Genomic DNA, 24,073 nt, shown 5'->3' with positions numbered 1-24,073 from the left:
CCTGTGTCCGGCTCGCTGAGCGCGTCTTCGCTGCCTGCGCGTGCCCTTCCGGCACGCACCTTCTCCCTCTCATCGCAGGAGGATCCATGTCCGCAGGACCGGCCGTCGACCCACGAGGTCCGCGTTTCGCCGCCATCCTGACGACGATCGTGCTCGCGGTCGTGCTCATCACCCAGTGGTGGCCACTGCTCGCGGCGCAGGCGGTGGTGTTCGCGATCGGTGCCTTCATCGGACTGAAGCCGGCGCCGTACTCCCTGGTCTATCGCTACCTGGTCGCGCCGCGCCTCGGCCCGACGACCGAACGCGAAGACGCCGCCCCGCTGCGGTTCGCGCAGGCGGTCGGCTTCGTGTTCGCGGTCGTCGGCACCGTCGGCTTCGCCACCGGCCTGACCGCGCTCGGGTTCGTCGCGACGGCGTTCGCGCTGCTGGCGGCCTTCCTCAACGCGGCGTTCAACTTCTGTCTCGGTTGCGAGATGTACCTGCTCATCAAGCGTTTCAGTCCCAGCCCTCGCGCGTCCTAACCCAGAAAGAGAGTCAGCTCCATGAGCCGTGAAGACGTCCTGGTCACCACCCAGTGGGCCGAGGAGAACCTGGACACCCCCGGTGTCGTGTTCATCGAGGTCGACGAGGACACGACCGCGTACGACAACGGACACATCCGCGGTGCGGTGAAGTTCGACTGGCGCAAGGACCTGCAGGACGGGGTCCGCCGCGACTTCGTCAACAAGGAGGGCTTCGAGAAGCTGTTGTCCGAGAAGGGCATCTCGAACGACGACCGCGTCGTCCTCTACGGCGGCAACAACAACTGGTTCGCCGCGTACGCCTACTGGTACTTCAAGCTCTACGGCCACGAGAACGTGCAGCTGCTCGACGGCGGCCGCAAGAAGTGGGAACTCGACGGCCGTGAGCTGAGCTCGGAAGAGGTCAAGCGCGAGCCGACCGAGTACCAGGCCAAGGAGCAGGACCTCTCGATCCGCGCGTTCCGCGACGAGGTCGTCCAGGCCATCGGGAGCAGCAACTTCGTCGACGTGCGTTCGCCCGACGAGTTCTCCGGCAAGCTGCTCGCCCCGGCGCACCTGCCGCAGGAGCAGTCCCAGGTCCCCGGCCACATCCCGGGCGCGCTGAACGTCCCGTGGGCGAAGGTCGCCAACGAGGACGGCACTTTCAAGACCGAGGAAGAGATCAAGGAGCTGTACTCCGACGAGGGCCTCGACGAGTCGAAGTCCACGATCGCGTACTGCCGGATCGGTGAGCGCTCGTCCATCGCGTGGTTCGCGCTGCACGAGCTCCTCGGCTACGACCAGGTGAAGAACTACGACGGTTCGTGGACGGAATACGGCTCGCTCGTCGGCGTGCCGGTCGAGTTGGGAGCGAAATGATGGCGGCAGACGACAGCTGCGGCGCACCGGCCCAGGAGGCCACACCCGCCGATTACGACACGCGTGGCCAGGTCGTGCTGGCAGGCAAGGTGACCGGCGCGGAAGGGCCCGTCGGCGGCGCCTTCGTCCGGTTGCTGGACGGCGGCGGCGACTTCACCGGCGAGGTGGTCTCGTCGGCTGACGGCGACTTCCGTTTCTACGCGGCCCCCGGTGACTGGACGGTGCGCGCGCTGCACCGCTCCGGCAACGGCGAAGCCTCCGTGACCGCTCAGGGACCCGGCGTCCACCAGTTGGCCATTTCGGTCGCCTGACGACTCAAGTACATGAAGGCCCCCTTCCTTGCGTCTAGCGCAAGGAAGGGGGCCTTCATGTACTTGTGGGCACGGCCACGCGACCTCGAGAGGGCTGTCCGGGCAGGTAGCGACTAAAGTGCGTGGCGTGGAGATCCTGTTTACGACCCTGCTGGTGCTCGCGGGCGTCGCGATCACGTGGTTCGCCGTGTACGTCGTCTACCGGCTGTACGCCGACCAGCGCTGACCCATGACGGCTAGTGGCGACGAGGCCATCCAGGCCGCGGAGAAGCGCGCGGAAAACACGCGCGAGCGCAACCTCCCCCAGTTCGACGACATGCCCGTCCCGGGCGACACGGCGAACCTGCGCGAGGGCCCGAACCTCAATGACGCCTGCCTGGCGCTCTTGCCGCTCGTCGGCGTTTGGCGCGGCGAAGGCGAGGTCGACTACCCGACCATCGACGGCCCGTACCGGTTCGGCATGCAGCTGACCATCGCGCACGACGGCCGTCCCTTCCTCACGCACGAGGCCCGCGCCTGGCTGCTCGACGAAGACGGCAACGTCATCCGTCCCGCCGCGCGGGAATCCGGCTTCTGGCGTCCGCAGGCCGACGACACGATCGAGCTGCTGCTGACCCACAACACCGGCATCGTCGAACTCTTCTACGGCAAGCCGCGCGGCAAGGCCTCGGTACCGGCTTGGGAGCTGGGCACCGACGCCGTCGTCCGCACGTCGACGGCCAAGGACGTCACGGCGTCGCAGCGCCTCTACGGCATCGTCAACAACGGCGACCTCGGTTACGTCGAGGAGCGCGCCATGATGGGCCAGGACCTGCAGCCGCACACGTCGGCGCTGCTGCGTCGCGTGGTGGGCTGACCGGGACGCGTTCCGTGCGGTGGCGTGCCTACGGCGAGCACGCCGCCCTGCTCGACTGCGATTCCCTGCCCCAGACGATCGCGGCGCACGCCACGATCGCGGCCGCGCGCCCGGACGGCGTCGCCGAACTCGTCCCCGGCGCCCGCAGCCTGCTCGTGGTGGAAACCCCGGGCTCCGGTGCCCTCACGGCCGTCCGTGAACTCCTGTCCGGCGCCGATCTCGAACAGCCGCCCCAAGGCGAATCCCGCGAGATCACCCTGGACGTCACCTACGACGGTGAAGACCTCGAACTCGTCGCACAGGACGCCGGAGTGTCCACACAAGACGCCGTTCGGCTGCACACCGACGCCGTCTACACCGTGGCCTTCACCGGATTCGCCCCCGGTTTCGGTTATCTGACAGGACTTCCCGAACCACTCCGGCAGCCGAGGCTGTCGACTCCACGCACCAAGGTGCCGCCGGGTTCGGTCGGGATCGCGGGCGAGTTCACCGGGGTGTACCCGCGCGTCTCGCCCGGTGGCTGGCGGCTGATCGGCCACACCCGGACCGTCCTTTTCGATCCGCGCGCCGACCCGCCCGCGTTGCTGGCGCCCGGTGACCGGGTGCGGTTCCGGAGCACCGGGTGAGAGCGCTCGAAGTGCTCGAGACCGGTCCGCTCGCGCTGGTACAGGACCTCGGCAGGCCCGGATACGCGCATCTCGGTGTCCCGCCGTCCGGCGCGCTGGACGTCCCGGCGCTGAAGCTGGCCAACCGGCTCGTCGGCAACGACGAAGCCGCCGCGGGCGTCGAGTGCCTGTTCGGCGGACTGCGGCTGCGGGCGAAGACTTCGTGCACGATCGCCGTGACCGGTCCGGCCGTCGCCGTCAGTGTGGACGGCCGCGACGTCGGCTCGCACGCGCCGGTGTGGCTGGCTCCCGGCCAGGTCGCGGCGATCGGCGCGCCCGCCACCGGATTACGGTGCTATCTGGCGGTTTCCGGCGGACTGGCGGTCGACGCCGAACTCGGCAGCCGGTCGCGTGACGTCCTCTCGGAGATCGGGCCCGCTCCACTACGCGTGGGTGACCACCTCCCGCTCGGCCCGCCGTCCGGGGTGCCGAGCGGCGCCGACGTCGTCTTGCCCACGGTGGCGCCGTCGGAACTGGTCGTGCCTGTCGAGCCCGGCCCGCGGGCTCACTGGTTCACGAGGCTGGCGTCCGGGCTCGCGAAGACCTGGACGGTGACGGCGGAATCCAACCGGGTCGGCCTTCGGCTCACCGGGTCCGCCTTGGTGCGCGAGGACGCCTACGCCGACCGGGAACTGCCGAGCGAAGGCCTGTTGACCGGCGCGATCCAGGTGCCGCCGAACGGGCTGCCGGTCGTGTTCTTGGCGGATCATCCAACTACCGGTGGTTACCCCGTGGCGGCCGTGGTGAGACAGGCGTCACTCCCGGCACTCGCGCAGGCCCGTCCCGGAACCCTTCTCCGCTTTCACTCGTCCACGAGGGTGTGGAACAGGTAAAGGTCGACGGTGGCACGGGTGTCATCGACACGAACAGCGTCCCAACCCAACCGGAACTCCCGCAGTCGCTGCGCATCGCGCTGGCCACCGGCCAGATGCGGCGCCCGCTCGGCGACACGCTCCGCCCGCTTCTCGATCTCTTCGCCGACGGCGAATACCAGGTCACCGGACCCGAGCGCTTGACCGAGGACCGGTATCTGACCCCGAGCGCCGACTGGCCGCCCGCCGACGTCTCACGGGTCGGCTACTATCGGACGGCGATCAAGAGCGGGCACCGTCCGGTGGCCGTGGTGCTGGAAACCGCGGACGCGGCGGTGATCCTCGACGGGCACCACAAGATCGCGGCCTACCGCGAGGAAGCGATCCTGCCGCATCTGCTGATCATCAGCCCGCTCAGCTGATCGCGTATTCGCTCTCGTAGGCGGCGGCCAGTTCGGCGTGGACCGCGCCGGAGTCGCTCAGCGCGACGCCGTCGAGCGTGTGCACCCTGGTCAGCTTGCGGACCGAGGAGGCGAGGAACAGCCCATCGCCCTCGGTGAGGTCCGAGACCTGGAGCGGCTCGACCTTGATCGACCAGCCCGCCCGCTCGGCACCGCGGAACAGCGCCGCCTGCGTCGTCCCCGGCAGGATGCCGATGGTCGCCGGCGGCGTGTAGAGCGTCCAGTCCTTCGCGAGGACGACCGTCGAAGTCGGCCCTTCGAAGACCGAACCGTCGGCGGCGGTGAAAATCACATCGCTCGCACCACGGCGACCCGCCTCGCGCAGCGCGGCCATGTTGACGCCGTAGGAAATGGACTTCGCCCCCAGCAACAGCCACGGCGCGCGCTCGGCGAGGCCGGGGTCGATACCGCGTTCGAGGGTGATGGCCGCGACGCCTTCGACACGGGCGCGCAGGACCTTCTCGTCGATCTCCACGCCGAGCGCGAACCCGAACGGCTTCTCCTCCGGGTCGCCGTCGATTCCCCTGGTGTACACCAGTTTCAGCGCGATCTCGGCGCTGCCCGTCCAGTTGTCGATGACTGCCTGCGCGGCCCGTTCCCAGGCGGCGAGGTCCGGCGCCGGGAGGTCGAGCATGGCGGCGGAACGGGCCAGCCGATCGAGATGCGGGCGCAGCTCACGAGGCCGCCCGTCGACTACGAGGATGGTCTCGAACACGCCGTCCCCGCGAAGCAGCCCGAGATCGTCCACCCGCAGGTGAGCGGCTTCGGGGTCGGCAAGGGTCCCGTCGAGAAAGGCAAGCACGCGCATACCGACACGGTACTCACTAACATGGGTTTTATGCCCTACCGCTCCCCCCTGCTCGACCTTCCCGGACCGATCGCGGCACCCGACGGGCATCCTGAAGAGGGTGTCCCGTGGCATTGGGGAGACCCGTTCGCTGAGCAACGGACGGCGGCGCGCGGCGCGGTCGTGATCGACCGTTCGCATCGCGAGATCCTGGCCGTGACCGGGGAAGAACGGTTGTCCTGGCTGCATTTGGTGATCTCGCAGCACGTCACCGGACTCGCGGAAGGCACCGGCACCGAGGCGCTCGTCCTGGACAGCCTGGGCCGCGTCGACACCCACATGGTCGTCGCGCACGCGGACGGCACGGTGTGGCTGGACAGCGACCGGGGCGCGGTGGCGTCGAGCGCGCTGCCGTCCGGCGGCAAACAGCCGCTGCGCGAATACCTCGAAGCGATGAAATTCTGGTCCAAAGTAGACATTAGTGATGTCTCCGGCGAACTGGCGCTGCTGACCGTCCTCGGTCCCGACGCGGACCGAGTCCTGTCCGCCGTGGACGTTTCACCGGGCTCGGACGCGTACTCCGTCGTCACGATCCCCGGCGGTTTCGCGCGGCGGATGCCGTGGCCGGGGCGGAACAGCGTCGACCTCGCCGTGCCCCGTGCCGACTTGGCGGCCTGGTGGCGCCGGCTGACCGACGCGGGCGCGCGACCGGCAGGCAGCTGGGCGTTCGACGCGTTGCGGGTCGAGTCGTTGCGGCCGCGGCTGGGCATCGACACCGACGACCGCACGATCCCGCACGAAGTGAACTGGGTCGACTCCGCCGCGCACGTGGCGAAGGGCTGCTACCGCGGACAGGAGACCGTCGCGAAGGTCCACAACGTCGGGCGGCCGCCGCGGTACATGGCGCTGCTACACCTCGACGGTTCGCCGGAGATCACGCCGGAAACCGGCGATCCGGTCGTCGTCGGCGAGCGAACGGTCGGCCGCGTGGGCAGCGTGGTGCAGCACCACGAACTGGGCCCGATCGCGCTCGCGCTGGTCAAGCGCTCGACGCAGCCGGGTGCCGAGCTGCTGGTCGGCGCCGAGGACCGCGTCGTGCAGGCGGCCATCGACCCGGACTCGGTTCCCGGCGAGGCCCCCGCTCCTGGGCGTGAAGCCGCGCAGCGGCTGCGGAGCTGAGGCTTCGCAGCCGAGCTGAGGCTTCGCTTCGGCGGCTTCGCTTCGGCGGCTCGCTACGTTGGGCGCTGCCCTCAGCGCCTTTCGCCCGCGATCGAAGTACATGAAGGCCCCCTTACTTGCGCCTACCGCAAGTAAGGGGGCCTTCATGTACTTCGCCCTGTCCACACCAGTTATCCACAACTCCACCCACCTGTGGACAACCCCGCCGACCAGCCCTTTTCCACCCCACCCCCGGTAGACTGGACCAGGGGCCGCCCCCGGGACGGGTGGGGGGCGCGCTCTGGAAGGAACCGAAAGAGCAGCGGCGCGCCGGGGAGGTCTCCGGGAGGGCGAAAGATCCTTGTGGTATCGCGCCCTGCGGAACATTTCCGCTGGAGCGCGATAAGCTACGCGGGTGATCGAAGTCCGGCCCGGTGGTCGCCGTCGTATCGACCGCGTGCTCGGCCCTGGGTATCTCAGCGACCTCGGCGAGCTGCCCCTTTCCGTGCTGCGCGAGCGCCGTGACGAGGCCGCGCAGGAGGAGACCGACCTGTCGTATCTGCGGCGGCTGTTGCACGCACGCATCGACATCGTCCGGGCCGAGCAGGAGCGCCGGAGTTCGGGCGGGGAGCGCAGCGTCGTCGAGCGCCTGGCCGCGATCCTGGCGGACAACGCGATCGGACCGGCAACGGGTTCGGGCAGGCATCAGCGGCTGGAGCCGTCGCGGGCGGGTGAACACCGGCGGTTCGCCGAGGCACTCATCGGCGACACGGACCTTTCCGACGTGAGCACCCTGTCGGACGAGCAGCTGATCAGCGCCCTCAACAGGTACGCCGACGAAGAGGTCTCCGTCTCCTCGTACCGCCGCGAGGTGCAGGGCGTGATGGACACGATCAACGCCGAGATCGCGACCCGCTACCGCAAGGGCACGGCTTCCGTCGACGATCTGCTCGACACCGAACGCGGCGGGCCCGAGTGACGAACCCTGTCCTGGTCGAGGTCGTCCGGTCCGGTTTCGTGGAGAGCGTCCACCGCGGCGCACTGGTGATCACGGCCCCGGACGGGTCGGTGCGGTTCTCGGCGGGCGACGTCGAGCGGCCGGTCTATCCGCGCTCGTCCAACAAACCGCTCCAAGCCGTCGGGATGCTGCGCGGCGGCCTCACCATCGGCGACGAAGAACTCGCGCTGGGCTGCGGCTCCCACAACGGCGAACCCGGCCACGTCGAGGGCGCTTTGTCGATGCTCGCCCGCACGGGGCTGGCCGAGGACGCGCTGGCGTGCCCGCCCGCCTTCCCGCTGCACGAGCCGAGCATGCTCGCCGTGGCCGCCGCCGGAAAACGCCGCGCCGCGATGAACTGCTCCGGCAAGCACGCCGCGATGCTCAGCACCTGCGCCCAGCTCGGCTGGCCCACCGCGGACTACGTGGCCGCGACCCACCCGCTGCAGAAGCTCATCCAGGCCACCATCGCCGATCTCACCTGCGAACCGATCGAAACGGTCGGCGTCGACGGCTGCGGCGCTCCGCTGTTCGCATTCTCCCTCACCGGCCTCGCCCGCTCCTTCGGCAGGCTGGTCACCGCCGTCGGCGGGCCGGAGCGCCGGGTCGCCGACGCCGTCCGCGCGCATCCATGGCAGGTCGCGGGCACCGGCCGTGAGGACACCGTACTGATGCGGAACGTCGACGGCCTCCTGTCGAAGGGCGGCGCCGAGGGAGTGCACTCGTTCGCTCTTCCCGACGGCACCGCGCTGGCACTCAAGATCGACGACGGCGCCGCCCGGGCCCGGCTGCCACTACTGCTCGCGACCCTGCGTCACCTCGGCATCGACCCGGGAGACGAGGCCGAGGAGCTCGCGCGCAATGTCGTCCTCGGCGGCGGGAAACCCGTCGGCGAACTGCGCGTCACCGCCGGTCTCTTCGGCTAGTTCGCGCGTTCTCGCGCGGCCAGGTCGCCCCAGAAGTCCCGCAGGTCGGCGAACAGTTCCGCCAACTCGTCGACATTGCCGGTGCGGAGCGCGTCGAGGATGTCGTGCACCTCTTCGGCTGTCGTGTCGGCCTGCAGGATCGAGTCGGCGAAGAGCTGCACGAGACCGCCGTAGTCGAGTTCGACCGCGGAGCCGGGGTGGAAGCTGTCGAGCCAACGTCGTGTTTCGAGAAGCACCCTGCCAGGCCCTGAGTCACCGAAGGTCGCTTCGAGCAGGTCACCGACCTCGCGGGCGCGATGCCGCGCGTCGGCGATCGAGACCCGCCACGACACCTCGCGTTCGGGGTCGTGACGCCCCTTGCCCAGTTTGACCCGGCGCATGCCGGGATCGAACAGGACGAACCACGGGAGCGGAACGGTCCATGTCGTCGAGAGCGTGTGCGAGGCCCCGGCCGTCAGATCACCGATGGCCGACTTCGCCCGCGAGCGGATCATGTCGAGTGAAGCGCCGCCCGCGTCGAGCACCGAGTTCTTCAACGCCGGATGGGCGTCACCGAGGAAAGTCACCAGTGCCGCGGCCGAACGCGCGCGGATCTCCATCGGGCAGACCAGCGGACCCGGGCCCGCGTCGCCGTGCTCACCCTCCGGCACGTCTTCCGGGTCCAGGACGAGGACGTCGGTGATCAGACTGGGCGAAGGCCTGCCGTCCGCGAGCTCGGCGGGCAACAACCGGCCGACATGCTGTGACTTGAGCCACAGTTCCTGTTCGCGCAGCCCGGCGGCCGAACGATCGAGCCGGGCCGCTTCGACGGCCTCCAGCAGGCGTTCGTCCGGTGGATCGCCCAGCGCGAGCAGGGGCTCATAGACGCGGAGATAAGCCGCGAACGGACGGGGCACACGAGCATCGTGGCACGCCGACCTGCGACTATCGCCACCGACCGGCCGGTAACCGGCGTTCGGAGAACACTGTCGCCACCGGCACACCGTGCCACGTCGCATCCAACCCCCCGGACACGGTACGGTGTCAGCAGGAAATAATTGTCGAGACGATGCGGGGCCGCCGATTCCCCCGGCCGCCCCGCCCCTGTGCGAGGGGGTCGAGCCATGGGGCGCGGCCGGGCTAAGGCCAAGCAGACGAAGGTGGCGCGCGAGCTCAAATACAGCTCGCACGAAACCGACTTCGAAGCTTTGCAGCGCGAGCTGTCCAGTAGTTCCTCGGAAGACAGGCACGAGGACGACAAGCGGTATGACGACGACCCGTACGACGGGTACGACGAATACCGCCGCTGAGCAACGCGTGACACGCGAGGGTGGATCGGGGCTTGCCCCGGTAACCACCCTCGCGTGTCGCGTGCTGCCCAAAATAGGGAAGAGGTGCCATGTCTGACGTATCCCGAGTAGGTGTCGTCGGAGCCGGTCTCATGGGCTCCGGCATCGCCGAGGTGCACGCACGTGCCGGTTTGGACGTGATCGTCACCGAGGTGAACCAGCCGGCGCTGGACTCCGGGCGAGCGCGGATCGAGAAGTCGCTGCAACGCGGCGTCAAGAACGGGAAGCTCTCGCAGGAAGACGCCGACGGGGCGCTCGGACGGCTTCGCTTCACCACCGAGATCGGCGAGTTCGCCGACCGCGACCTCGTCATCGAGGCCATCCTGGAACAGGAGCAGGCCAAGGTCGAGGTGTTCCGGTCGCTGGACAAGATCGTCGAGCGTGAGGACGCCCTGTTCGCGTCCAACACCTCCTCGATTCCGATCATGAAGCTCGGGATGGCCACCGGCCGCCCGCAGCAGGTGGTCGGCATCCACTTCTTCAACCCGGTCCCGGTGCTGCCGCTCGTCGAGCTGGTGCCCTCGCTGCTGACCAGCGACGACACCGCCCGCCGTGCGGAGGAGCACGCGACGTCGGCGCTGGCCAAGACGGTGATCCGGTCGCAGGACCGCGCCGGGTTCATCGTGAACTCGCTGCTCGTGCCGTATCTGCTTTCGGCGATCCGGATGATCGAGTCGGGCTTCGCGTCGGCCGAGGACATCGACCGCGGTATGGAGCTCGGCACCGCGCACCCGATGGGACCGCTGCGGCTGTCGGACCTGATCGGCCTGGACACCATCAAGGCGATCGCGGACTCGATGTACGCCGAGTTCAAGGAGCCGCTGTACTCCTCGCCGCCGCTGCTGCTGCGCATGGTCGACGCCGGCCTGCTCGGCAAGAAGACCGGCCGCGGTTTCTACAGCTACTCCTGACCCGCAACTTTCGTAGCGGCGGAAGACCACTTCTTCGGCTGTCCATGCGACCGGCGCGCCCGGTTGCATGGACGGCATGAACGCACACACACGTCGCAGGGCGATCACCGTCGCCGGACTGGCAGGCCTCACCGGACTCGCGACCGCGGGCTCGGCGTCCGCGCGTGAACGGCGTGGCGTCCCGACGTTCGTCTTCGCCGCGGGCGCGAACGGCGTCTCCGGCGTCCCGAACGAACTCGTGTTGCGCGGTTATCGCTGCGTCGGCGTCGATCTGCCCGGCCAGCGACCGACCGACGCCCAATTCCGGTTCTCGTACCAGGCTCCGCAGGACCTCGCGGCGTTCGCGACCGAGCGGTCGCCGCTGGCCGGGGTGAGCGTGGCCGACCACATCGCCGCCACCGTGGAGACCGTCCGCCGGGCGGCCGCGCACGGTCCGGTCGTGCTCGTCGGCGCCAGTATCGGCGGCGCGGCGATCAGCCTGGTCGCCAACCAGGTGCCGCGGCTGATCGACCTGTTGGTCTACGACACCGCGTTCTGCTGCAGCGCGCTTCCCACCCCCGGCGAGTATCTCGGCACCGAGGAAGGCGCGACGACACAGGTGCTGGCGCTCCTCGAGTTCATGGTGGGCGATCCGGCGACGATCGGGGCCTACCGCTCGAACTGGCGTGTGGCTGACCCCGCGCGCCTCGCGAAGGCGAAAGAGGCCTTCATGAGCGACAGCACCGACGCCGAGTTCTACACGTTTCTGAACTCGATGATGCCGGACGAACTGCCTGGGAAGAGCGAGGTCGATGCACGCGGTGGCCTGCGCACTTGGGGGCGGATCCCGCGCGTCTACGTCCGGCACCTGCGTGACAACGTCATCCCGCTCGCGCTGCAGGACCGGATGATCAGGGAGGCGGACGAGCGGACGCCGGGCAATCGGTTCCGGGTCTTCGACCTCGACACCGCGCACGTCCCGACCTCCGCCAAGCTCGCTGAGCTGCTGGACCTCTATGACCGGTTGGCCCGGCGGCTATGAACGCAGCTCCGCGACAGACCTGCTGAGCCCGGTGCACTCGAGTGCGTCGAGGATCTCGGCGAAGCTCGCCGGCGGCGCGCGCCGGGAATCCGCGATCCTGAGCACCGCCTCGACCACGATTCGCCGGTGCAGCTCGATCCGGTCGAGTACGAAGTCGTCCGCGCTCTGTGCCTCGATGTTCCATCGCCGGAGAACGTGGCCCGGAAAGTCCCTCAGGTTCTCGGTCACGATGACCCGGGCCTGCGCCTTGATGGCCGCCGCGAGCACGTGGCGATCGTCCGGATCCGGCAAGGTGAGGGCGGGGACGAGCGGTTCGTAGCCGGTGACCAGGCAGTCACGGACCGACCGGTTCATCAGCTCCCGAGTGCGGTCGAGCTTGCCGGGGTCGAGGTCGGGGCGATTCTGTTTGAGGTTCCGGAAGACCTCGTCGAGGATCTCGTCCGTCCACTTGGCCTGAACGAGCCCGCTCTGCGCGATCCGGATGAGGAGATCACGCAGAGCGTTCGGGTACAGCACGTTCGCGTCGAGAAGGACCACGAAGGTCACTTGCTAGGTCAGCCCCATCTCCTGGTTCAGCGCGGAAAGCTCGTCCGCCGCCTCGCGACGCCGCTGATCGTCTCGGCTCAGATAGTCGTGCAGGGAACTCGCTTTCACCCGGCGATGTTTGCCGACCGTGCGGAATTCGATCTGCCCCGTTTCGAGCAGTCCAATGAGGAACGGCCTCGAAACGTTGAGCAGGTCGGCCGCCTGTTGGGTGGTCAACTCGGCATGCGACGGAACGATTGAGACGCTCTCGCCTGCCGCCACGAGCGCCAGAACCCTGGCCATCAGATCGACGACACCGCGAGGGATCACCAGCGACTCTTCGCGCTCGTCGACGACCACCACGCGCACGGTGTCCTCTTCATGGCGCCTGGCCAGGTAAGCCTCCACGTGGGGCAGTGCCTCGAGCGCCACGTCGATGTCATGCCGCCCTGGGACGATCTGATCAATGGTCAGCGCGCTCATCACTGCTCCCTACTGGCGTGCACCCAGCATCGGTCATAACCGAAGTATTCGCAACAAACGCAATAAACGCAACTCGATGGTGCGTTCACCTTGCGCGACGGCAGCACACCTAGACTGGGGCGGTGGGACAGGGACAGCTGCGTGCGGGTCTGGTCGGGGCCGGTCCATGGGCGAAGACGGTGCACGCGCCGGGCCTCGCCGATCACCCCGGAACCACCTTGAGCGCGGTCTGGACGAGGCGACCTGAAGCCGCGAAGGAGCTGGCCGAAGCGCACGGCGCCGAAGCGGTCGGCAGCTTCGAAGAGCTGCTGGAGCGGGTGGACGCGGTCGCGTTCGCCGTGCCGCCCGCCGTTCAGGCGGAGCTGGCGGTCAAGGCCGCCGAGGCGGGCAAGCACCTCATCCTGGAGAAGCCGATCGCCGGGGATCTCGACGGGGCGCGGCGGCTCGTGGACGCGGTCGAAGCCGCGGGCGTGGCCGCTCTCGTGATGCTGACCTTGCGGTTCTCGCCGATGACCCGCGAGTGGCTCGACGGGATCAAGGAAGCGGGTGGCTGGCGCGGCGGGGGTGCGCGCTGGCTTTCGGGCGCGCTGCTCGGCGGGCAGTACCAGTCGTCGCCGTGGCGGGCGGACTCCGGCGCGCTCGCCGACATCGGACCGCACGCCTTCGATCTGCTCGACGCCGCGCTCGGCGAGATCACCGACGTCGTCGCCGCCCACCGTACCGATGACGATCTGTGGCAGCTCCTGTTCGCCCACGCGGGTGGCGCGACCAGTACGGCCACCCTGTCGCTGCGGCTGCCGATCCAGCCGACGGTCGTCGAAGTGGCCGTCTACGGCGAGCACGGTTATCGCACGCTGGGCCGGAAACCGGGTTCGGCGGGCGAATCGTTCACCGCGCTTCTCGACGATTTCGCCGCGATGGCGGCCAGCGGAACGACGTCGCATCCCTGCGACGTGCGTCGCGGACTGCACCTGCAGAAGCTGATCGAACGCGCGCGGGAACTCGCCGGACACGGCAAGTAGTACACAGGTCACTCACCGGGCTTTACCTTGTGCGATAACACCTTCTCCTTATCGCTTCTCATTCATCCACAGGGTTGTCCACAGGCTCCATTGTGGACGGTCGCGGTCCCGCCGTCTGCGTTCGCTCGACTGGATCGCGCTGGGCGCGCTGGACCTCTCGGCCGGTAAACCGCTTGACCACCGTGCGACAGTGAGCGCGAAAGCCTTGCTTACGGAAAGAGGGATGCCTCATGCCTGACGCCTTCAGCGGCGTCGGCACGAGCTAGCCGGCGCATAAGCCAGCTCCACCACGCACGCGAGTCCTCCCGTGCGTCGATTCCTTCTGCCTGAAAGGCATTTCCACCAGTGTCTGCTGAGACGATCAATTCCCTGCAGTCCTATATCCGCACCACCGCGGCGAAGTCCCGCGAGACCGAGCGGATCGGGCCGTTCCTGGCCACCTTCACCACCGGGAACGACCACCTGTTCCTCAACTACGCGATCCCCGACAACGGCGGCGTGCCCACCGCGGGTGACGTCGCGGAGCTGACCGAGGCGTTCCGCGCTCGCGGGCTCACGCCGCGGTTGGAGTTCCTGACCGAGGCCGCTCCCGAGGCCGAGGCCGTGCTGGTCGAAGGCGGCTACACCTTGGAACGGCGGATCCCGTTGATGGTCTGCCCGCCGGGGCAGCTCGTGGACCAGCCGGTTCCCGCCGGAATCATCCTGAAGACCCCCGTGACACCGGCCGAACTCCGGTCGATGATCCGGGCGCAGAACATCGCGTTCGGAGAACCCGATCCCGGCGAGCACGTCGAGCCGTCGCCCGAGCAGCTGAGCGGCGAGACCATCTCGGTCATGGCACTCACCGAGACCGGTGAATGTGTCGGCGGCGGGGTCGCGACGGCGATCCTGGACGGCGCGAGCGAGATCGCCGGGATCGGGGTGATCGAGGGGTACCGGCAGCGCGGGATCGCCGCGGCGCTGACCGAGCACCTGACCCGTGAGGCCCACATCCGTGGCGGCGATTCGGTGTTCCTGACACCGGGCGCTGGGCAGGCGGAACGCGTTTACGGCCGCGTCGGTTTCACCAACGTGGCCGAGTGTGTGCACCTGTCACTCGTCTGAAAAGCGGCCGCGGCGAGTTCGTTTGACCTCGCCGCGGCGCTTCTTCGAGGCCAGGCGGCGTTCCTTCGAACCTCGCGAAGGTTTGGTGGGACGCCGTTTGGCCGCCGGAGGCGCCGAAGCCTCCAGGAGCAGCATCACCAGCCGCGCCCGCGCGGCTTCCCGGTTCATCAGTTGGGAGCGGTGTTCGGACGCGGCGATCGTGACGACGCCGTCGACCAGACGCGACGAAAGCCGGTCCAGCATGCGGGCCCGGAGATGCTCCGGGACGGCAGCCGAACCGGCCACGTCGAAGGACAGTTCGACCCGCGAGTCCGTGGTGTTCACGCCCTGCCCACCCGGACCCGAAGATCGGGAGAACCGTTCGCTCAATTCGGCACCCGGGATCACGAACCGGGTGCCGATCACCACGTCATCAGCCACGGGTCCAGTGTTCCACCTGAACCAAGAGAATATTCAGAAGCGCGGGTGATCGCCGGAGAGCACGGCACGCGGACCGTCCGGATCCTCCGCGGGCTGCACGTCACCGAGGATCCACGCCGGCACGTGCCGCGCGGTCAGCATCGCCAGCGCGCGGTCGACGTCGTCGGCGCCGACGATCGCGACCATGCCGATGCCCATGTTGAAGGTCTTCTCCAGCTCAGCGCGTTCGACCTTCCCGCGGTGCCCGATCAGCGCGAACACCGGCGCCGGGGTCCAGGTGCCGCGTTCGAGCTTCGCGACCAGGCCGCGCGGCATGACGCGGGCGAGGTTCTGCTCCAAGCCGCCGCCGGTGATGTGCGCGAACGTGCGGACATCCGCCTCGGCCGCCAACGCGAGGCAGTCCTTCGCGTAGATCCTCGTCGGCTCCAGCATCTCCTCGCCCAGCGAGCGGCCGAACTCCTCGACATGTCCGTCGAGCGGCATGCGCGCGATGTCCAGCAGCACGTGCCGGGCGAGCGAGTAGCCGTTGGAGTGCAGCCCGGAGGAGCCGAGCGCGAGGACGACGTCACCGGGGCGGACCCGCTCCGGGCCGAGCACCTTCGACGCTTCGACGACGCCGATGCCGGTGCCCGAGAGGTCGTAGTCGTGCTCGCCCATCAGGCCGGGGTGCTCCGCGGTCTCGCCGCCGAGCAGCGCGCAACCCGCCCGGACACAGCCCTCGGCGATACCGCCGACCAGTGCCGCGATCTTCTCCGGCACGACCTTGCCGACGGCGATGTAGTCCTGCATGAACAGCGGCTCGGCGCCGGTGACGACCAGATCGTCGACGACCATCGCGACCAGGTCGATGCCGACCGTGTCGTGCTTGTCGAGCGCCTGCGCGACGGCGATCTTGGTGCCGACCCCGTCGGTCGACGAGGCCAGCACCGGCTCTTTCCACTTGTCCAGCTTCAGTGAGAACAGCCCGGCGAAGCCGCCGACCCCGCCCATCACCTCGGGCCTGGTGGCCCTCTCGGCGTGCGGTTTGAGCAGCTCAACGGCTTTGTCACCAGCGTCGATGCTGACTCCGGCGGCGGCGTACGTGGCGCTCGTGGACTCGCTCACGGAAGCGGACTCCAACTCTGAAAGAAAGGGACTAGGGACGCCGGACGGCGTCTTCAGCACCGTACCCGGCTGGGGTTACGGGCTTCGCCGCACCATTGACCGAGTCCATGCTTTCCAACAGGTGTTTCCCGATCAGCGCGTCGTCAGGGAGCGCGATGGGGTACTCGCCGGAGAAACACGCGGTGCACAGCCGGGACTTCGGCTGTTCCGAAGCCGCGACCAGTCCGTCCAAAGAGATGTAGCCCAGGGAGTCGGCGCCGATCGACCGGCGGATGCCGTCGACGTCGACGCCGTTGGCCACCAGTTCGGCGCGCGACGCGAAGTCGATGCCGTAGAAACACGGCCAGCGGACGGGCGGTGAGGCGATCCGGACGTGCACTTCGAGCGCGCCCGCCTCCCGCAGCATGCGGACGAGCGCGCGCTGGGTGTTGCCGCGGACGATGGAGTCGTCGACCACGACGAGCCGCTTGCCGCGGATGACATCGCGCAGCGGGTTCAGCTTCAGCCGGATGCCCAGCTGGCGGATGGTCTGCGACGGCTGGATGAAGGTCCGGCCGACGTAGGCGTTCTTCACCAGGCCCGTGCCGTAGGGAATGCCGGAGCCCTGTGCGTAGCCGATCGCGGCCGGGGTGCCCGATTCGGGCACCGGCATGACCAGGTCGGCGTCGGCCGGATGCTCGCCGGCGAGGCGGCGGCCGATCTCGACGCGGGTGGCGTGCACACTGCGGCCGGCGATCGAGGTGTCCGGGCGCGCTAGGTAGACGTACTCGAAGACGCAGCCCTTGGGCTCGGGGGTGGCGAACCGCGAGGAGCGCAGGCCCTCGGCGTCGATGGCGATGAGCTCACCGGGCTCGACCTCGCGGACGAAGGACGCGCCGCAGATGTCCAGCGCGGCCGTCTCGCTCGCGACCACCCAGCCGCGTTCGAGCCTGCCGAGCACCAGCGGGCGCACACCGTGCGGGTCGCGGGCGGCGTACAAGGTGGACTCGTCGGCGAAGACCAGGCAGAACGCGCCCTTGAGCGTGGGCAGCAGTTCCAGCGCGGCGGCTTCGATGCCCTTGTCGGCGGCGTTGGCCGCGAGCAGCCCGCACACCAGGTCGGAGTCGCTGGAGGAACCGGTCAGGCCGGCGTGCGGCTTGAGCCCGGCGGCGACCGTGCGATCGCGCAGTTCGGCGGTGTTGACGAGGTTGCCGTTGTGCGCGAAGGACAACCCGCTGCCGGTGGCGGTGGTGCGGAAGATCGGCTGTGCGTTCTCCCAGATGGTCGCGCCAGTGGTCGAGTAGCGACAGTGCCCGACGGCGATATGGCCCTGCAAGGACTGCAGGACCTGCTCGTCGAAGACCTGACTGACCAGGCCGAGATCCTTGAAGACGACGATCTGCGAACCGTCGGAGACCGAGATACCGGCCGCTTCCTGGCCGCGATGCTGAAGTGCGTAGAGCCCGTAGTAGGTCAGCTTCGCGACCTCTTCTCCGGGCGCCCAGACACCGAAGACACCGCATTCCTCACGGGGTTCCGGATCGGGCTGGTCGGTCACGGGCTGTCCGGCGTCGGACGGGTCGGAAACCACCGAGGTGCTCCCAGGGGAGAAGTTAGGGCAGGCCGTCACCAGTGTAAACGGTGAGCAGCTGATCAACGCGCCGCGCGACGTGGCACTGGACACGCTTCGATCAGTAACTCTGAGTGAACCCGCGCCCGCGATCGACGTCGGCAGGGCGCCTCTGGCCGTCCCCAGTCGCGATAGTCGACAAGGGCGCCCTGCCACCGCGATAGCGGGGCCTTCGGCCGGGCGGGCTCACTGTGACCGTGAGTGACGGGCGGGTTCAAGACCCGGCACTCACGACCCCCGACCAGCCGGCCGCTCCCCCTCGACAGAGGCGGCCGACTGTGCTTAGGAAGGTCGGTGATCAACCGGCGGCGAGCCACTTGGAGGTGCCGCCACGACCCGGAACCCAGCAACCCTTGGAAGCCTTCTCCGGGAGATACAGCGAGCCGGGGGTCCGCTCGTCCGGAAGCGCGAGCAGTGCCGTCAGCACCGTCGCCGCGTCGCCGGCGAAACGCCACAGCCACACCTCCGGCTCGAGGATGTCCTCCTCGGTACCGGGCATGCGGGTCGCCACGACGTCGTTCTCGGCGTTGAGCCGGACGACGTCGACCACGTTGTCGTGGACTCGCACGCCGACCACGGCCATGACCTCGCCGTTCGCGTCGCACGGGTGCACGAACTGATACCCGCGGTGGATCAGTTCACGAAGACCGCTTTCGATATCGGTGATCTCCGCGGTAATGGTGTCACCCGAGAACATCATCGAATTCGCCGTCCTTGGCACCCGCGAGGAACGCGGCCATCTCGGCCTGGGTGTAGATCAGCGCGGGCCCGGTCGGAAAGCGCGAGTTGCGCATTGCGATCTCGCCGGACGCGAGCGGTGCTACCTCGACGCAGTTGCCGATCGCGTTGCTGTAGCTCGCTTTGCGCCACTGCGCACCGGTAAGACGATCGGCCGGGATGCCGTTGTCGAACTGTTCAGCCATGGTCCCCACCTTCCCCGACAGAAGACTTCGGGCGATGCATCTGCATGTGCATTTGCCTGTGATCTGAAGTTAGCACGTGTGCCTGCAGCGGTAAATGCACGTGCAGAAGTTTTTGCAGAATTCGCGTGCGGTGAAGACTTAGGCCCCCGGCCGTCCCACTAAAGCGTGATGATCGACGTTTCCAATGGGTGAACAACTACTGTTCGTGGTCACGTCTTGGGGTGAACACAAGAAAATCCCGGTCGTCACCGGGATGGCTGAGAACCCCACAACGGTGAGTGACTCAGATTTCCGCGCGGCGCTTCAAGAGCATCTGGCGGCTGCGGTCCGGCGTCTCCGCGTCGACCGCGAGCATGTCCAGCGCCCGGCTGTACCGCTCGATCTCGTCGCGCTTGTCGATGTAGTGCGCGCCGGTCAGGTATTCGGTGTAGGCGATGTTCGGCAATTCCTCTTCCGCGAACCTGAGCAGCGAGAACGCGCTGTCGGCGGAGTAGCCGCTTCGGTCGAACGGGAGGATCTGCACCGAGATGTTCGGCTGCTGGATCATCTCCAGCAGGTGGTCGATCTGGCCCTTCAGGATCTCGCGGTCGCCGATCGGCCGGTGGAGCACCGATTCGTCGAGCACCAGCCACAACCGGGGCGCGTCCGGTCTGGACAGCATCTTCTGGCGCCGCATCCGCAGCGCGACCCGGCGACGGACCTGCTCGTCGACCATGTCCGGACGGCCGTGGCTCATGATCGCCCGCGCGTAGGCCTCGGTCTGCAGCAGCCCCGTGACGTACAGCGGCTCCCAGACCTGGATCCGGGCCGCGGCCTCTTCGAGACCGACGAGGTCGTTGAACCAGCTCGGCATCAGGTCGCCGTAGCGGCGCCACCAACCCGGCTCATTCGACTCCTTGACCATGTCGAGGAACTGCTGCCGCTCGTCGGGGTCGGTCATCCCGTACATGGTCAGCAGGTCGGCGACGTCGCGTTCCTTGAAACCGACGCGGCCCAGTTCGAGACGGCTGATTTTCGACTCGGACCCGCGGATGCTGTAGCCGGCCTCCTGGCGCGTGATCCCCGCGTCCTCGCGCATCCGCCGCAGCTGTGAGCCGAGGATCATCCGCCGCGCGGTCGGACCCAGTGACTGCTCACCACCGGACGGGGTGACCGCGTTCATCGACCGGGGACCTTTCGTATGTCAATACTCACCTGGGGATGGAAGTCCGACTACTCAAAGTACACGTTTGGACCTCGACACGACAGGCATGGCTCGGTTTACCGGTCGCGTACCTGGTTCTACTCTACGTAGAGCCCGAGACTTCCAACACAGTTTTGTGAGGTTCAAGATGCCCGACGCCCCGCCCCGGACGGAACGAGTACCTGTGGGTGTCGACCCGACCCGGGCCAGCATCGCCCGGGTGTACGACGCCTTCCTTCTCGGCAAGGACAACTACGAGATCGACCGGGAGGTGCTGCGCAAGGTCCAGCAGGCCGCTCCCGAGGCGCAGGACCTGGCGACCGAGAACCGCGGCTTCCTCATCCGCGCCTGCCGGTTCCTCGCCAGCCAGACGGGCATCACCCAGTTCCTAGACTGCGGCTCCGGCCTCCCGACCGCGGAGAACACCCACCAGGTCGTGCAGCGGATCAACCCGGAGATCAAGGTCGTCTACGTCGACAACGACCCGGTCGTCCTCGCGCACGGGCGCGCCCTGCTCGAAGAGAACGAGAACACCCACTTCGTCTCGGACGACATCTTCGAGCCGGAGCGGATCATGGAGCATCCGGACATCCGGCGGCACATCGACTTCTCACAGCCGATCGCGTTCCTGCAGCTCGGAACCCTGCACCACTACAACGGCCCGCACGACGAGCCGGCCAAGATCATGAAGAAGTACATCGACGCGCTGCCTTCCGGCTCGTACGTGGCGATCTCGCACTTCTCCGATCCCGAGGACGAGCTGTCCGAGACGGCCCGCAAGATGGAGGACTTCTTCCTCCACAGCCCGATGGGCTCCGGCACCTTCCGCACCAAGGCCGAGATCCAGGAGCTGTTCCACGACCTCGAGATGGTCGACCCCGGCGTCACCCTGTGCGCCGACTGGTGGCCGGACGGTCCGCGGATCAAGGAGCTGAACGCGGCTCAGCGGACGATCTCCGGTGGCGTCGGCCGCAAGAAGTAAGGCTCTCTGCCCCCTCGCCGGCGTGCAATGAAAGGTCCTTTCCTTGCAAATTTCGCAAGGAAAGGACCTTTCATTGCACGCGGGGACGGGGGTTCAGAGGCGCACCAGCGGCAGCCAGTGAGCGAGGTCGGCCCGGCTCCCGGAGGCGGTGACCCGCCCCGATTCGACGGCGTCGGCCCAGTCCAGCAGCCCGGTCGCCAGTTCCAGCCAGGTGCGCGGATCCGTTTCGACGACGTTCGGCGGCGTCCCGCGCGTATGCCGCAATCCTTCGACACACTGCACCGCCGCGAACGGCGGCACCCGCACTTCGACACTCTTCCCCGGGGCGTCCGCGGCCAGCGTCCGCAGGCTCAGCCGCACCGCCGCGGCCAGCTCGGGACGGGCCGGATCCGGACCGGATCCGCTCAACCAGGGGGAAATCGCCGTGATCGCGGCACGTAACTCAGCGGGGTCGACCGAACGCGAAGAGGCCATGGGAGAACAGTAGAGTGAGCGCGAACAAACCTTCAGGCACCCGGAACGTGGGGATGGCGATGGCGCAGCGGGACGAGGCGGATCGGTCGGCGTCGAGCCTGGCGGGCAAGCGGAAACCGGCCAAGCCGAAGATCACCGACGAGATGCGCGCCAACGCCAAGGCCAATCCGAACAGCTGGCTGTACGTCATCGACGAGGCCTTCGACCCCGACGGCCCAGTGCCGTCTTGGGCGGTCGTCGGCGCGTACCCGGTGAACGGCGCGGGCGAGATCGTCGAGGACTTCCACCCGAACGACCGCTACCGCCCCTCGCCCAAGGCGCTCGGTTTCCCGGAGCCGCGCAACGAGCTCGAGCAGTTGCTGCAGCTGGTGCGCACGAACCACCGCCCGGTCGCCGACCTGCCGAGGGTCTTCCTCGACTCGACGCTGTTCGTGTACGCCCTTTCCCCGGTGCAGCGCACGGTGATCGGCTTCCACAACACCGACGGCCAGGTCCTCGTGCCCGCGTACACGGCCAAGTCGCTGGTCCCTCGCGAATGGCCGCACGCCCGCGCGGTGCTGGGGCGGGACATGGTGCCGTTGCTCGCGGGGCATCCGGTGGCGATCAATCCGCACGACCGGCTCACCGCGATCGTCCCCTCGGAGCACCTCGACAAAGCCCTTCTGGACGAGCGTCGTTAGGGCTCGATTAACCCACTCGGCTCAATATATTCAGGCTGAGAGCAACTCTTTCGGGTGATGTTCGAGTCGCTGATTCCCTGTGCGCGGGGGATCGTGGCGACGTGATGAGTCGCAGAGTGTGTTCGAAAAGTTGGGGGGCCGTCCTTGCGGCGGGGGTCTTGCTGCTCGCGCAGACCCCCGCTTCGGCACAGCAAGCGGGGCCCAGATACGACGGGGCCGACGAGCATTACGCCGGCTCGCAGATCGCTCTGCACGAAGGCGTCAACGCCGCGCTCGGACCGCTCTACGGCGGCGAAGGGCAGACCCTCGGCCACGATGTCAGCGGACATCAGGGCGACGTCGACTGGCCGGGAGCGTCCAGGACCGGCGCGAAGTTCGTCTACGTGAAGGCGACCGAGGGGACCGGCTTCGTCAATCCCCGGTTTATCCAGCAGTACAACGGTTCCTACGGCGTGGGCCTGATCCGCGGCTCGTACCACTTCGCGCGTCCTGACATCTCGGACGGCGCCGCGCAGGCGCATTACTTCGTCGACCACGGAGGCGGCTGGTCCGGCGACGGCAAGACCCTGCCGGGCGCGCTGGACGTCGAGTACAACCCGTACGGCGAAACCTGTTACAGCAAGACTCCCGCGCAGATGGTCGCGTGGATCGCCTCGTTCGCCGAGACCTACCTGCGGCGGACCGGGCGGCATCCGACGATCTACACGTCGACGAGCTGGTGGAAGCGCTGCACCGGCAACAGCAACGCCTTCTGGCAGAACCCGCTGTGGCTCGCGCGCTACAACACGGAGATCGGCGAGCTTCCGGCCAGCTGGAAGGCCCAGACCATCTGGCAGTTTTCGGACAAGGGCAGCCTGCCGGGCGATCAGAACTGGTTCAACGGTACGGAAGATCAAGTACGCGCCCTGTCATTGGGCTGAGCCCACTTTCGTGGACGTTACAAGATCACAGAACACCACCAAGATGGAAATGAAAATCACCCACGTGTAGTACCAATTTCACGGAAGTTAGTGACAAACCCGACAGCGTCGTCAACAATCGTGCCCGGACGACTACCTGCAGTTAGTCGTCCTCAGCGAGGGTTATCCGTGAAGGGATTGTCGTATGCGCACTTCCCGAAGAATCGCCATCGCCGTCGGCTCCGCGCTGCTCCTGCTCGGCAGCACGGTCCAGGCGTCGGCGGCTCCGTCACCGGAGATCATGTCGATCGAACAGGATCTCCAGCGGAACGACCACACGATCGGATCGCAGATCCGGCGCGTGGAAGGGGACACCTCCACCCCGGAATCCAAGGCGAAGGCCGCTCAGCCGCAGCCTGAAGCCGGGGTGCTCGCCACCGTCGCGGGCATGGACGTCGCCAGCTATCAGCAGAACGTCGACTGGGCTTACTGGTGGGGACAAGGCAAGCGTTTCGTGTGGACAAAGGCCACCGAAGGCACCAGCTACAAGAACCCGTACTTCGCCCAGCAGTACAACGGTTCCTACAACCAGGGCTTCATCCGCGGCGCGTACCACTTCGCGCTGCCCAACGTCTCCGGCGGCGCCGCGCAGGCGGACTTCTTCATCAACAACGGCGGGGGCTGGTCCGGCGACGGCAAGACCCTGCCGGGTGCGCTCGACATGGAGTACAACCCGTACGGGGCCACCTGTTACGGCTTGAGCCAGGCGTCCATGGGGGCATGGATCCGGGCGTTCCACGATCGCTACAAGGCGCGCACCGGCCGCTGGCCCGTCATCTATACCTCGACGAGCTGGTGGAGCACGTGCGTCGGAACGACGCAGAACTTCGGCGGCACGGTCCCGCTGTGGATCGCGCGCTACGCCTCCACCGTGGGCTCCCTGCCCTACGGCTGGGGCTTCTACACCGTGTGGCAGTACACCTCGAGCCCGCTCGACCAGAACACCTTCAACGGCGCCTACGACCGCTTGCAGGCACTGGCCAACGGCTGAGC

At 68.0% G+C, this 24,073-nt stretch carries 30 protein-coding genes; 19 read left to right on the top strand and 11 right to left on the bottom strand.

The features are described from left to right. The first annotated feature begins 86 nt into the window (after positions 1–86). The 7 genes from ACZ54P_RS03480 to ACZ54P_RS03450 all read left to right on the top strand — a co-directional run bounded on the left by ACZ54P_RS03480 (position 87) and on the right by ACZ54P_RS03450 (position 4,445). Positions 87–521, top strand: coding sequence for a DUF4395 domain-containing protein (locus ACZ54P_RS03480; RefSeq protein ID WP_465459949.1), 435 nt, complete (start codon positions 87–89; stop codon positions 519–521). Positions 522–542: 21 nt separating this feature from the next. Further along, the gene (locus ACZ54P_RS03475) at positions 543–1,379 is read left to right on the top strand and encodes a sulfurtransferase (RefSeq protein WP_465459948.1); all 837 of its coding nucleotides are present in this window, start codon (positions 543–545) and stop codon (positions 1,377–1,379) included. Further along, a complete protein-coding gene (locus ACZ54P_RS03470) occupies positions 1,379–1,690 on the top strand; it encodes a DUF1416 domain-containing protein (RefSeq protein ID WP_465459947.1) in 312 nt (103 codons plus the stop codon). The genes ACZ54P_RS03475 and ACZ54P_RS03470 overlap by 1 nt, the downstream gene beginning before the upstream one ends. Positions 1,691–1,919: 229 nt before the next feature. After that, on the top strand, positions 1,920–2,546 hold the full coding sequence (locus ACZ54P_RS03465) for a heme-binding beta-barrel domain-containing protein (RefSeq protein WP_465459946.1): 627 nt from the start codon (positions 1,920–1,922) through the stop codon (positions 2,544–2,546). A gap of 14 nt (positions 2,547–2,560) precedes the next feature. Beyond that, positions 2,561–3,172, top strand: coding sequence for a 5-oxoprolinase subunit PxpB (gene pxpB / locus ACZ54P_RS03460; protein ID WP_465459945.1), 612 nt, complete (start codon positions 2,561–2,563; stop codon positions 3,170–3,172). Beyond that, entirely contained in the window at positions 3,169–4,044 is an 876-nt protein-coding gene (locus ACZ54P_RS03455; protein ID WP_465459944.1) for a 5-oxoprolinase subunit C family protein, read from the top strand. Before pxpB ends, ACZ54P_RS03455 begins: the two co-directional genes overlap by 4 nt. After that, complete coding sequence (locus tag ACZ54P_RS03450) at positions 4,032–4,445, top strand: hypothetical protein (protein ID WP_465459943.1); 414 nt, start codon at positions 4,032–4,034, stop codon at positions 4,443–4,445. Before ACZ54P_RS03455 ends, ACZ54P_RS03450 begins: the two co-directional genes overlap by 13 nt. Here the strand turns inward: ACZ54P_RS03450 and ACZ54P_RS03445 are convergent. Continuing rightward, positions 4,438–5,292, bottom strand: a complete 855-nt coding sequence (locus ACZ54P_RS03445; RefSeq protein ID WP_465459942.1) for an aminodeoxychorismate lyase — start codon at positions 5,290–5,292, stop codon at positions 4,438–4,440. The genes ACZ54P_RS03450 and ACZ54P_RS03445 overlap by 8 nt on opposite strands. 30 nt (positions 5,293–5,322) lie before the next feature. Here ACZ54P_RS03445 and ygfZ point away from each other — a divergent pair, with 30 nt between their 5' ends. From ygfZ to ACZ54P_RS03430, 3 genes are all read left to right on the top strand, one after another. Next, positions 5,323–6,450 carry a CAF17-like 4Fe-4S cluster assembly/insertion protein YgfZ gene (ygfZ, locus tag ACZ54P_RS03440; protein ID WP_465459941.1) on the top strand — a complete coding sequence of 376 codons (1,128 nt, stop codon included), beginning with the start codon at positions 5,323–5,325 and terminating at the stop codon, positions 6,448–6,450. Positions 6,451–6,844: 394 nt separating this feature from the next. After that, positions 6,845–7,408 carry an RsiG family protein gene (locus ACZ54P_RS03435; protein WP_061981911.1) on the top strand — a complete coding sequence of 188 codons (564 nt, stop codon included), beginning with the start codon at positions 6,845–6,847 and terminating at the stop codon, positions 7,406–7,408. Beyond that, positions 7,405–8,352: an asparaginase gene (locus ACZ54P_RS03430; protein WP_465459940.1), complete on the top strand. Its 948-nt coding sequence runs from the start codon at positions 7,405–7,407 to the stop codon at positions 8,350–8,352. The genes ACZ54P_RS03435 and ACZ54P_RS03430 overlap by 4 nt, the downstream gene beginning before the upstream one ends. On the opposite strand, the gene ACZ54P_RS03425 is transcribed toward ACZ54P_RS03430, so the two are convergent. Further along, positions 8,349–9,248 (bottom strand): DUF8083 family protein, encoded by a 900-nt coding sequence (locus ACZ54P_RS03425; RefSeq protein WP_465459939.1) that lies wholly within the window; start codon positions 9,246–9,248, stop codon positions 8,349–8,351. The two genes, ACZ54P_RS03430 and ACZ54P_RS03425, sit on opposite strands and share 4 nt — an antisense overlap. A 207-nt stretch (positions 9,249–9,455) precedes the next feature. On the opposite strand from ACZ54P_RS03425, the gene ACZ54P_RS03420 reads away from it, so the two are divergent. From ACZ54P_RS03420 to ACZ54P_RS03410, 3 genes are all read left to right on the top strand, one after another. Further along, the gene (locus ACZ54P_RS03420) at positions 9,456–9,641 is read left to right on the top strand and encodes a DUF3073 domain-containing protein (protein ID WP_465459938.1); all 186 of its coding nucleotides are present in this window, start codon (positions 9,456–9,458) and stop codon (positions 9,639–9,641) included. Between the two features lie 89 nt (positions 9,642–9,730). Next, complete coding sequence (locus ACZ54P_RS03415; RefSeq protein ID WP_465459937.1) at positions 9,731–10,591, top strand: 3-hydroxybutyryl-CoA dehydrogenase; 861 nt, start codon at positions 9,731–9,733, stop codon at positions 10,589–10,591. Positions 10,592–10,667: 76 nt separating this feature from the next. Next, a complete protein-coding gene (locus ACZ54P_RS03410) occupies positions 10,668–11,612 on the top strand; it encodes an alpha/beta fold hydrolase (RefSeq protein WP_465459936.1) in 945 nt (314 codons plus the stop codon). Here the strand turns inward: ACZ54P_RS03410 and ACZ54P_RS03405 are convergent. Both ACZ54P_RS03405 and ACZ54P_RS03400 read right to left on the bottom strand, forming a co-directional pair. Continuing rightward, positions 11,607–12,158 (bottom strand): PIN domain-containing protein, encoded by a 552-nt coding sequence (locus ACZ54P_RS03405; protein ID WP_465459935.1) that lies wholly within the window; start codon positions 12,156–12,158, stop codon positions 11,607–11,609. The genes ACZ54P_RS03410 and ACZ54P_RS03405 overlap by 6 nt on opposite strands. Positions 12,159–12,161: 3 nt before the next feature. After that, positions 12,162–12,620, bottom strand: a complete 459-nt coding sequence (locus ACZ54P_RS03400; RefSeq protein ID WP_465459934.1) for a helix-turn-helix domain-containing protein — start codon at positions 12,618–12,620, stop codon at positions 12,162–12,164. A gap of 122 nt (positions 12,621–12,742) precedes the next feature. On the opposite strand from ACZ54P_RS03400, the gene ACZ54P_RS03395 reads away from it, so the two are divergent. Both ACZ54P_RS03395 and ACZ54P_RS03390 read left to right on the top strand, forming a co-directional pair. After that, positions 12,743–13,642 carry a Gfo/Idh/MocA family protein gene (locus tag ACZ54P_RS03395; protein WP_465459933.1) on the top strand — a complete coding sequence of 300 codons (900 nt, stop codon included), beginning with the start codon at positions 12,743–12,745 and terminating at the stop codon, positions 13,640–13,642. 345 nt (positions 13,643–13,987) lie between these two features. Beyond that, entirely contained in the window at positions 13,988–14,746 is a 759-nt protein-coding gene (locus tag ACZ54P_RS03390) for a GNAT family N-acetyltransferase (RefSeq protein ID WP_465459932.1), read from the top strand. On the opposite strand, the gene arfB is transcribed toward ACZ54P_RS03390, so the two are convergent. From arfB to ACZ54P_RS03360, 6 genes are all read right to left on the bottom strand, one after another. Further along, positions 14,735–15,166, bottom strand: a complete 432-nt coding sequence (gene arfB / locus ACZ54P_RS03385) for an alternative ribosome rescue aminoacyl-tRNA hydrolase ArfB (RefSeq protein ID WP_465459931.1) — start codon at positions 15,164–15,166, stop codon at positions 14,735–14,737. The two genes, ACZ54P_RS03390 and arfB, sit on opposite strands and share 12 nt — an antisense overlap. A 33-nt stretch (positions 15,167–15,199) precedes the next feature. Beyond that, the gene (purM, locus tag ACZ54P_RS03380; RefSeq protein WP_465459930.1) at positions 15,200–16,270 is read right to left on the bottom strand and encodes a phosphoribosylformylglycinamidine cyclo-ligase; all 1,071 of its coding nucleotides are present in this window, start codon (positions 16,268–16,270) and stop codon (positions 15,200–15,202) included. Between the two features lie 31 nt (positions 16,271–16,301). Beyond that, on the bottom strand, positions 16,302–17,840 hold the full coding sequence (purF, locus tag ACZ54P_RS03375) for an amidophosphoribosyltransferase (RefSeq protein ID WP_061981904.1): 1,539 nt from the start codon (positions 17,838–17,840) through the stop codon (positions 16,302–16,304). A 337-nt stretch (positions 17,841–18,177) separates the two neighbouring features. Then, entirely contained in the window at positions 18,178–18,579 is a 402-nt protein-coding gene (locus tag ACZ54P_RS03370; RefSeq protein WP_465459929.1) for a hypothetical protein, read from the bottom strand. Further along, positions 18,563–18,802, bottom strand: coding sequence for a DUF397 domain-containing protein (locus ACZ54P_RS03365; RefSeq protein WP_005152616.1), 240 nt, complete (start codon positions 18,800–18,802; stop codon positions 18,563–18,565). The genes ACZ54P_RS03370 and ACZ54P_RS03365 overlap by 17 nt, the downstream gene beginning before the upstream one ends. Before the next feature lie 283 nt (positions 18,803–19,085). After that, positions 19,086–19,964: a helix-turn-helix domain-containing protein gene (locus tag ACZ54P_RS03360; protein WP_465459928.1), complete on the bottom strand. Its 879-nt coding sequence runs from the start codon at positions 19,962–19,964 to the stop codon at positions 19,086–19,088. 205 nt (positions 19,965–20,169) lie between these two features. Here ACZ54P_RS03360 and ACZ54P_RS03355 point away from each other — a divergent pair, with 205 nt between their 5' ends. Beyond that, the gene (locus ACZ54P_RS03355) at positions 20,170–20,967 is read left to right on the top strand and encodes an SAM-dependent methyltransferase (RefSeq protein WP_465459927.1); all 798 of its coding nucleotides are present in this window, start codon (positions 20,170–20,172) and stop codon (positions 20,965–20,967) included. Positions 20,968–21,060: 93 nt separating this feature from the next. Here ACZ54P_RS03355 and ACZ54P_RS03350 read toward each other — a convergent pair whose 3' ends face one another. Beyond that, entirely contained in the window at positions 21,061–21,441 is a 381-nt protein-coding gene (locus tag ACZ54P_RS03350; RefSeq protein ID WP_465459926.1) for a sterol carrier family protein, read from the bottom strand. Between the two features lie 59 nt (positions 21,442–21,500). On the opposite strand from ACZ54P_RS03350, the gene ACZ54P_RS03345 reads away from it, so the two are divergent. The 3 genes from ACZ54P_RS03345 (at position 21,501) to ACZ54P_RS03335 (ending at position 24,071) form a co-directional block, all read left to right on the top strand. Next, positions 21,501–22,121: a type VII secretion system-associated protein gene (locus ACZ54P_RS03345; RefSeq protein ID WP_465460230.1), complete on the top strand. Its 621-nt coding sequence runs from the start codon at positions 21,501–21,503 to the stop codon at positions 22,119–22,121. A gap of 104 nt (positions 22,122–22,225) precedes the next feature. Further along, positions 22,226–23,041 carry a lysozyme gene (locus ACZ54P_RS03340; protein ID WP_465459925.1) on the top strand — a complete coding sequence of 272 codons (816 nt, stop codon included), beginning with the start codon at positions 22,226–22,228 and terminating at the stop codon, positions 23,039–23,041. A 184-nt stretch (positions 23,042–23,225) separates the two neighbouring features. Next, the gene (locus ACZ54P_RS03335; RefSeq protein WP_465459924.1) at positions 23,226–24,071 is read left to right on the top strand and encodes a lysozyme; all 846 of its coding nucleotides are present in this window, start codon (positions 23,226–23,228) and stop codon (positions 24,069–24,071) included. The last annotated feature ends 2 nt before the right edge of the window (positions 24,072–24,073 follow it).

Source organism: Amycolatopsis sp. NPDC034160 (assembly GCF_055575355.1).
This window is presented reverse-complemented; position numbering and strand designations above follow the sequence as displayed.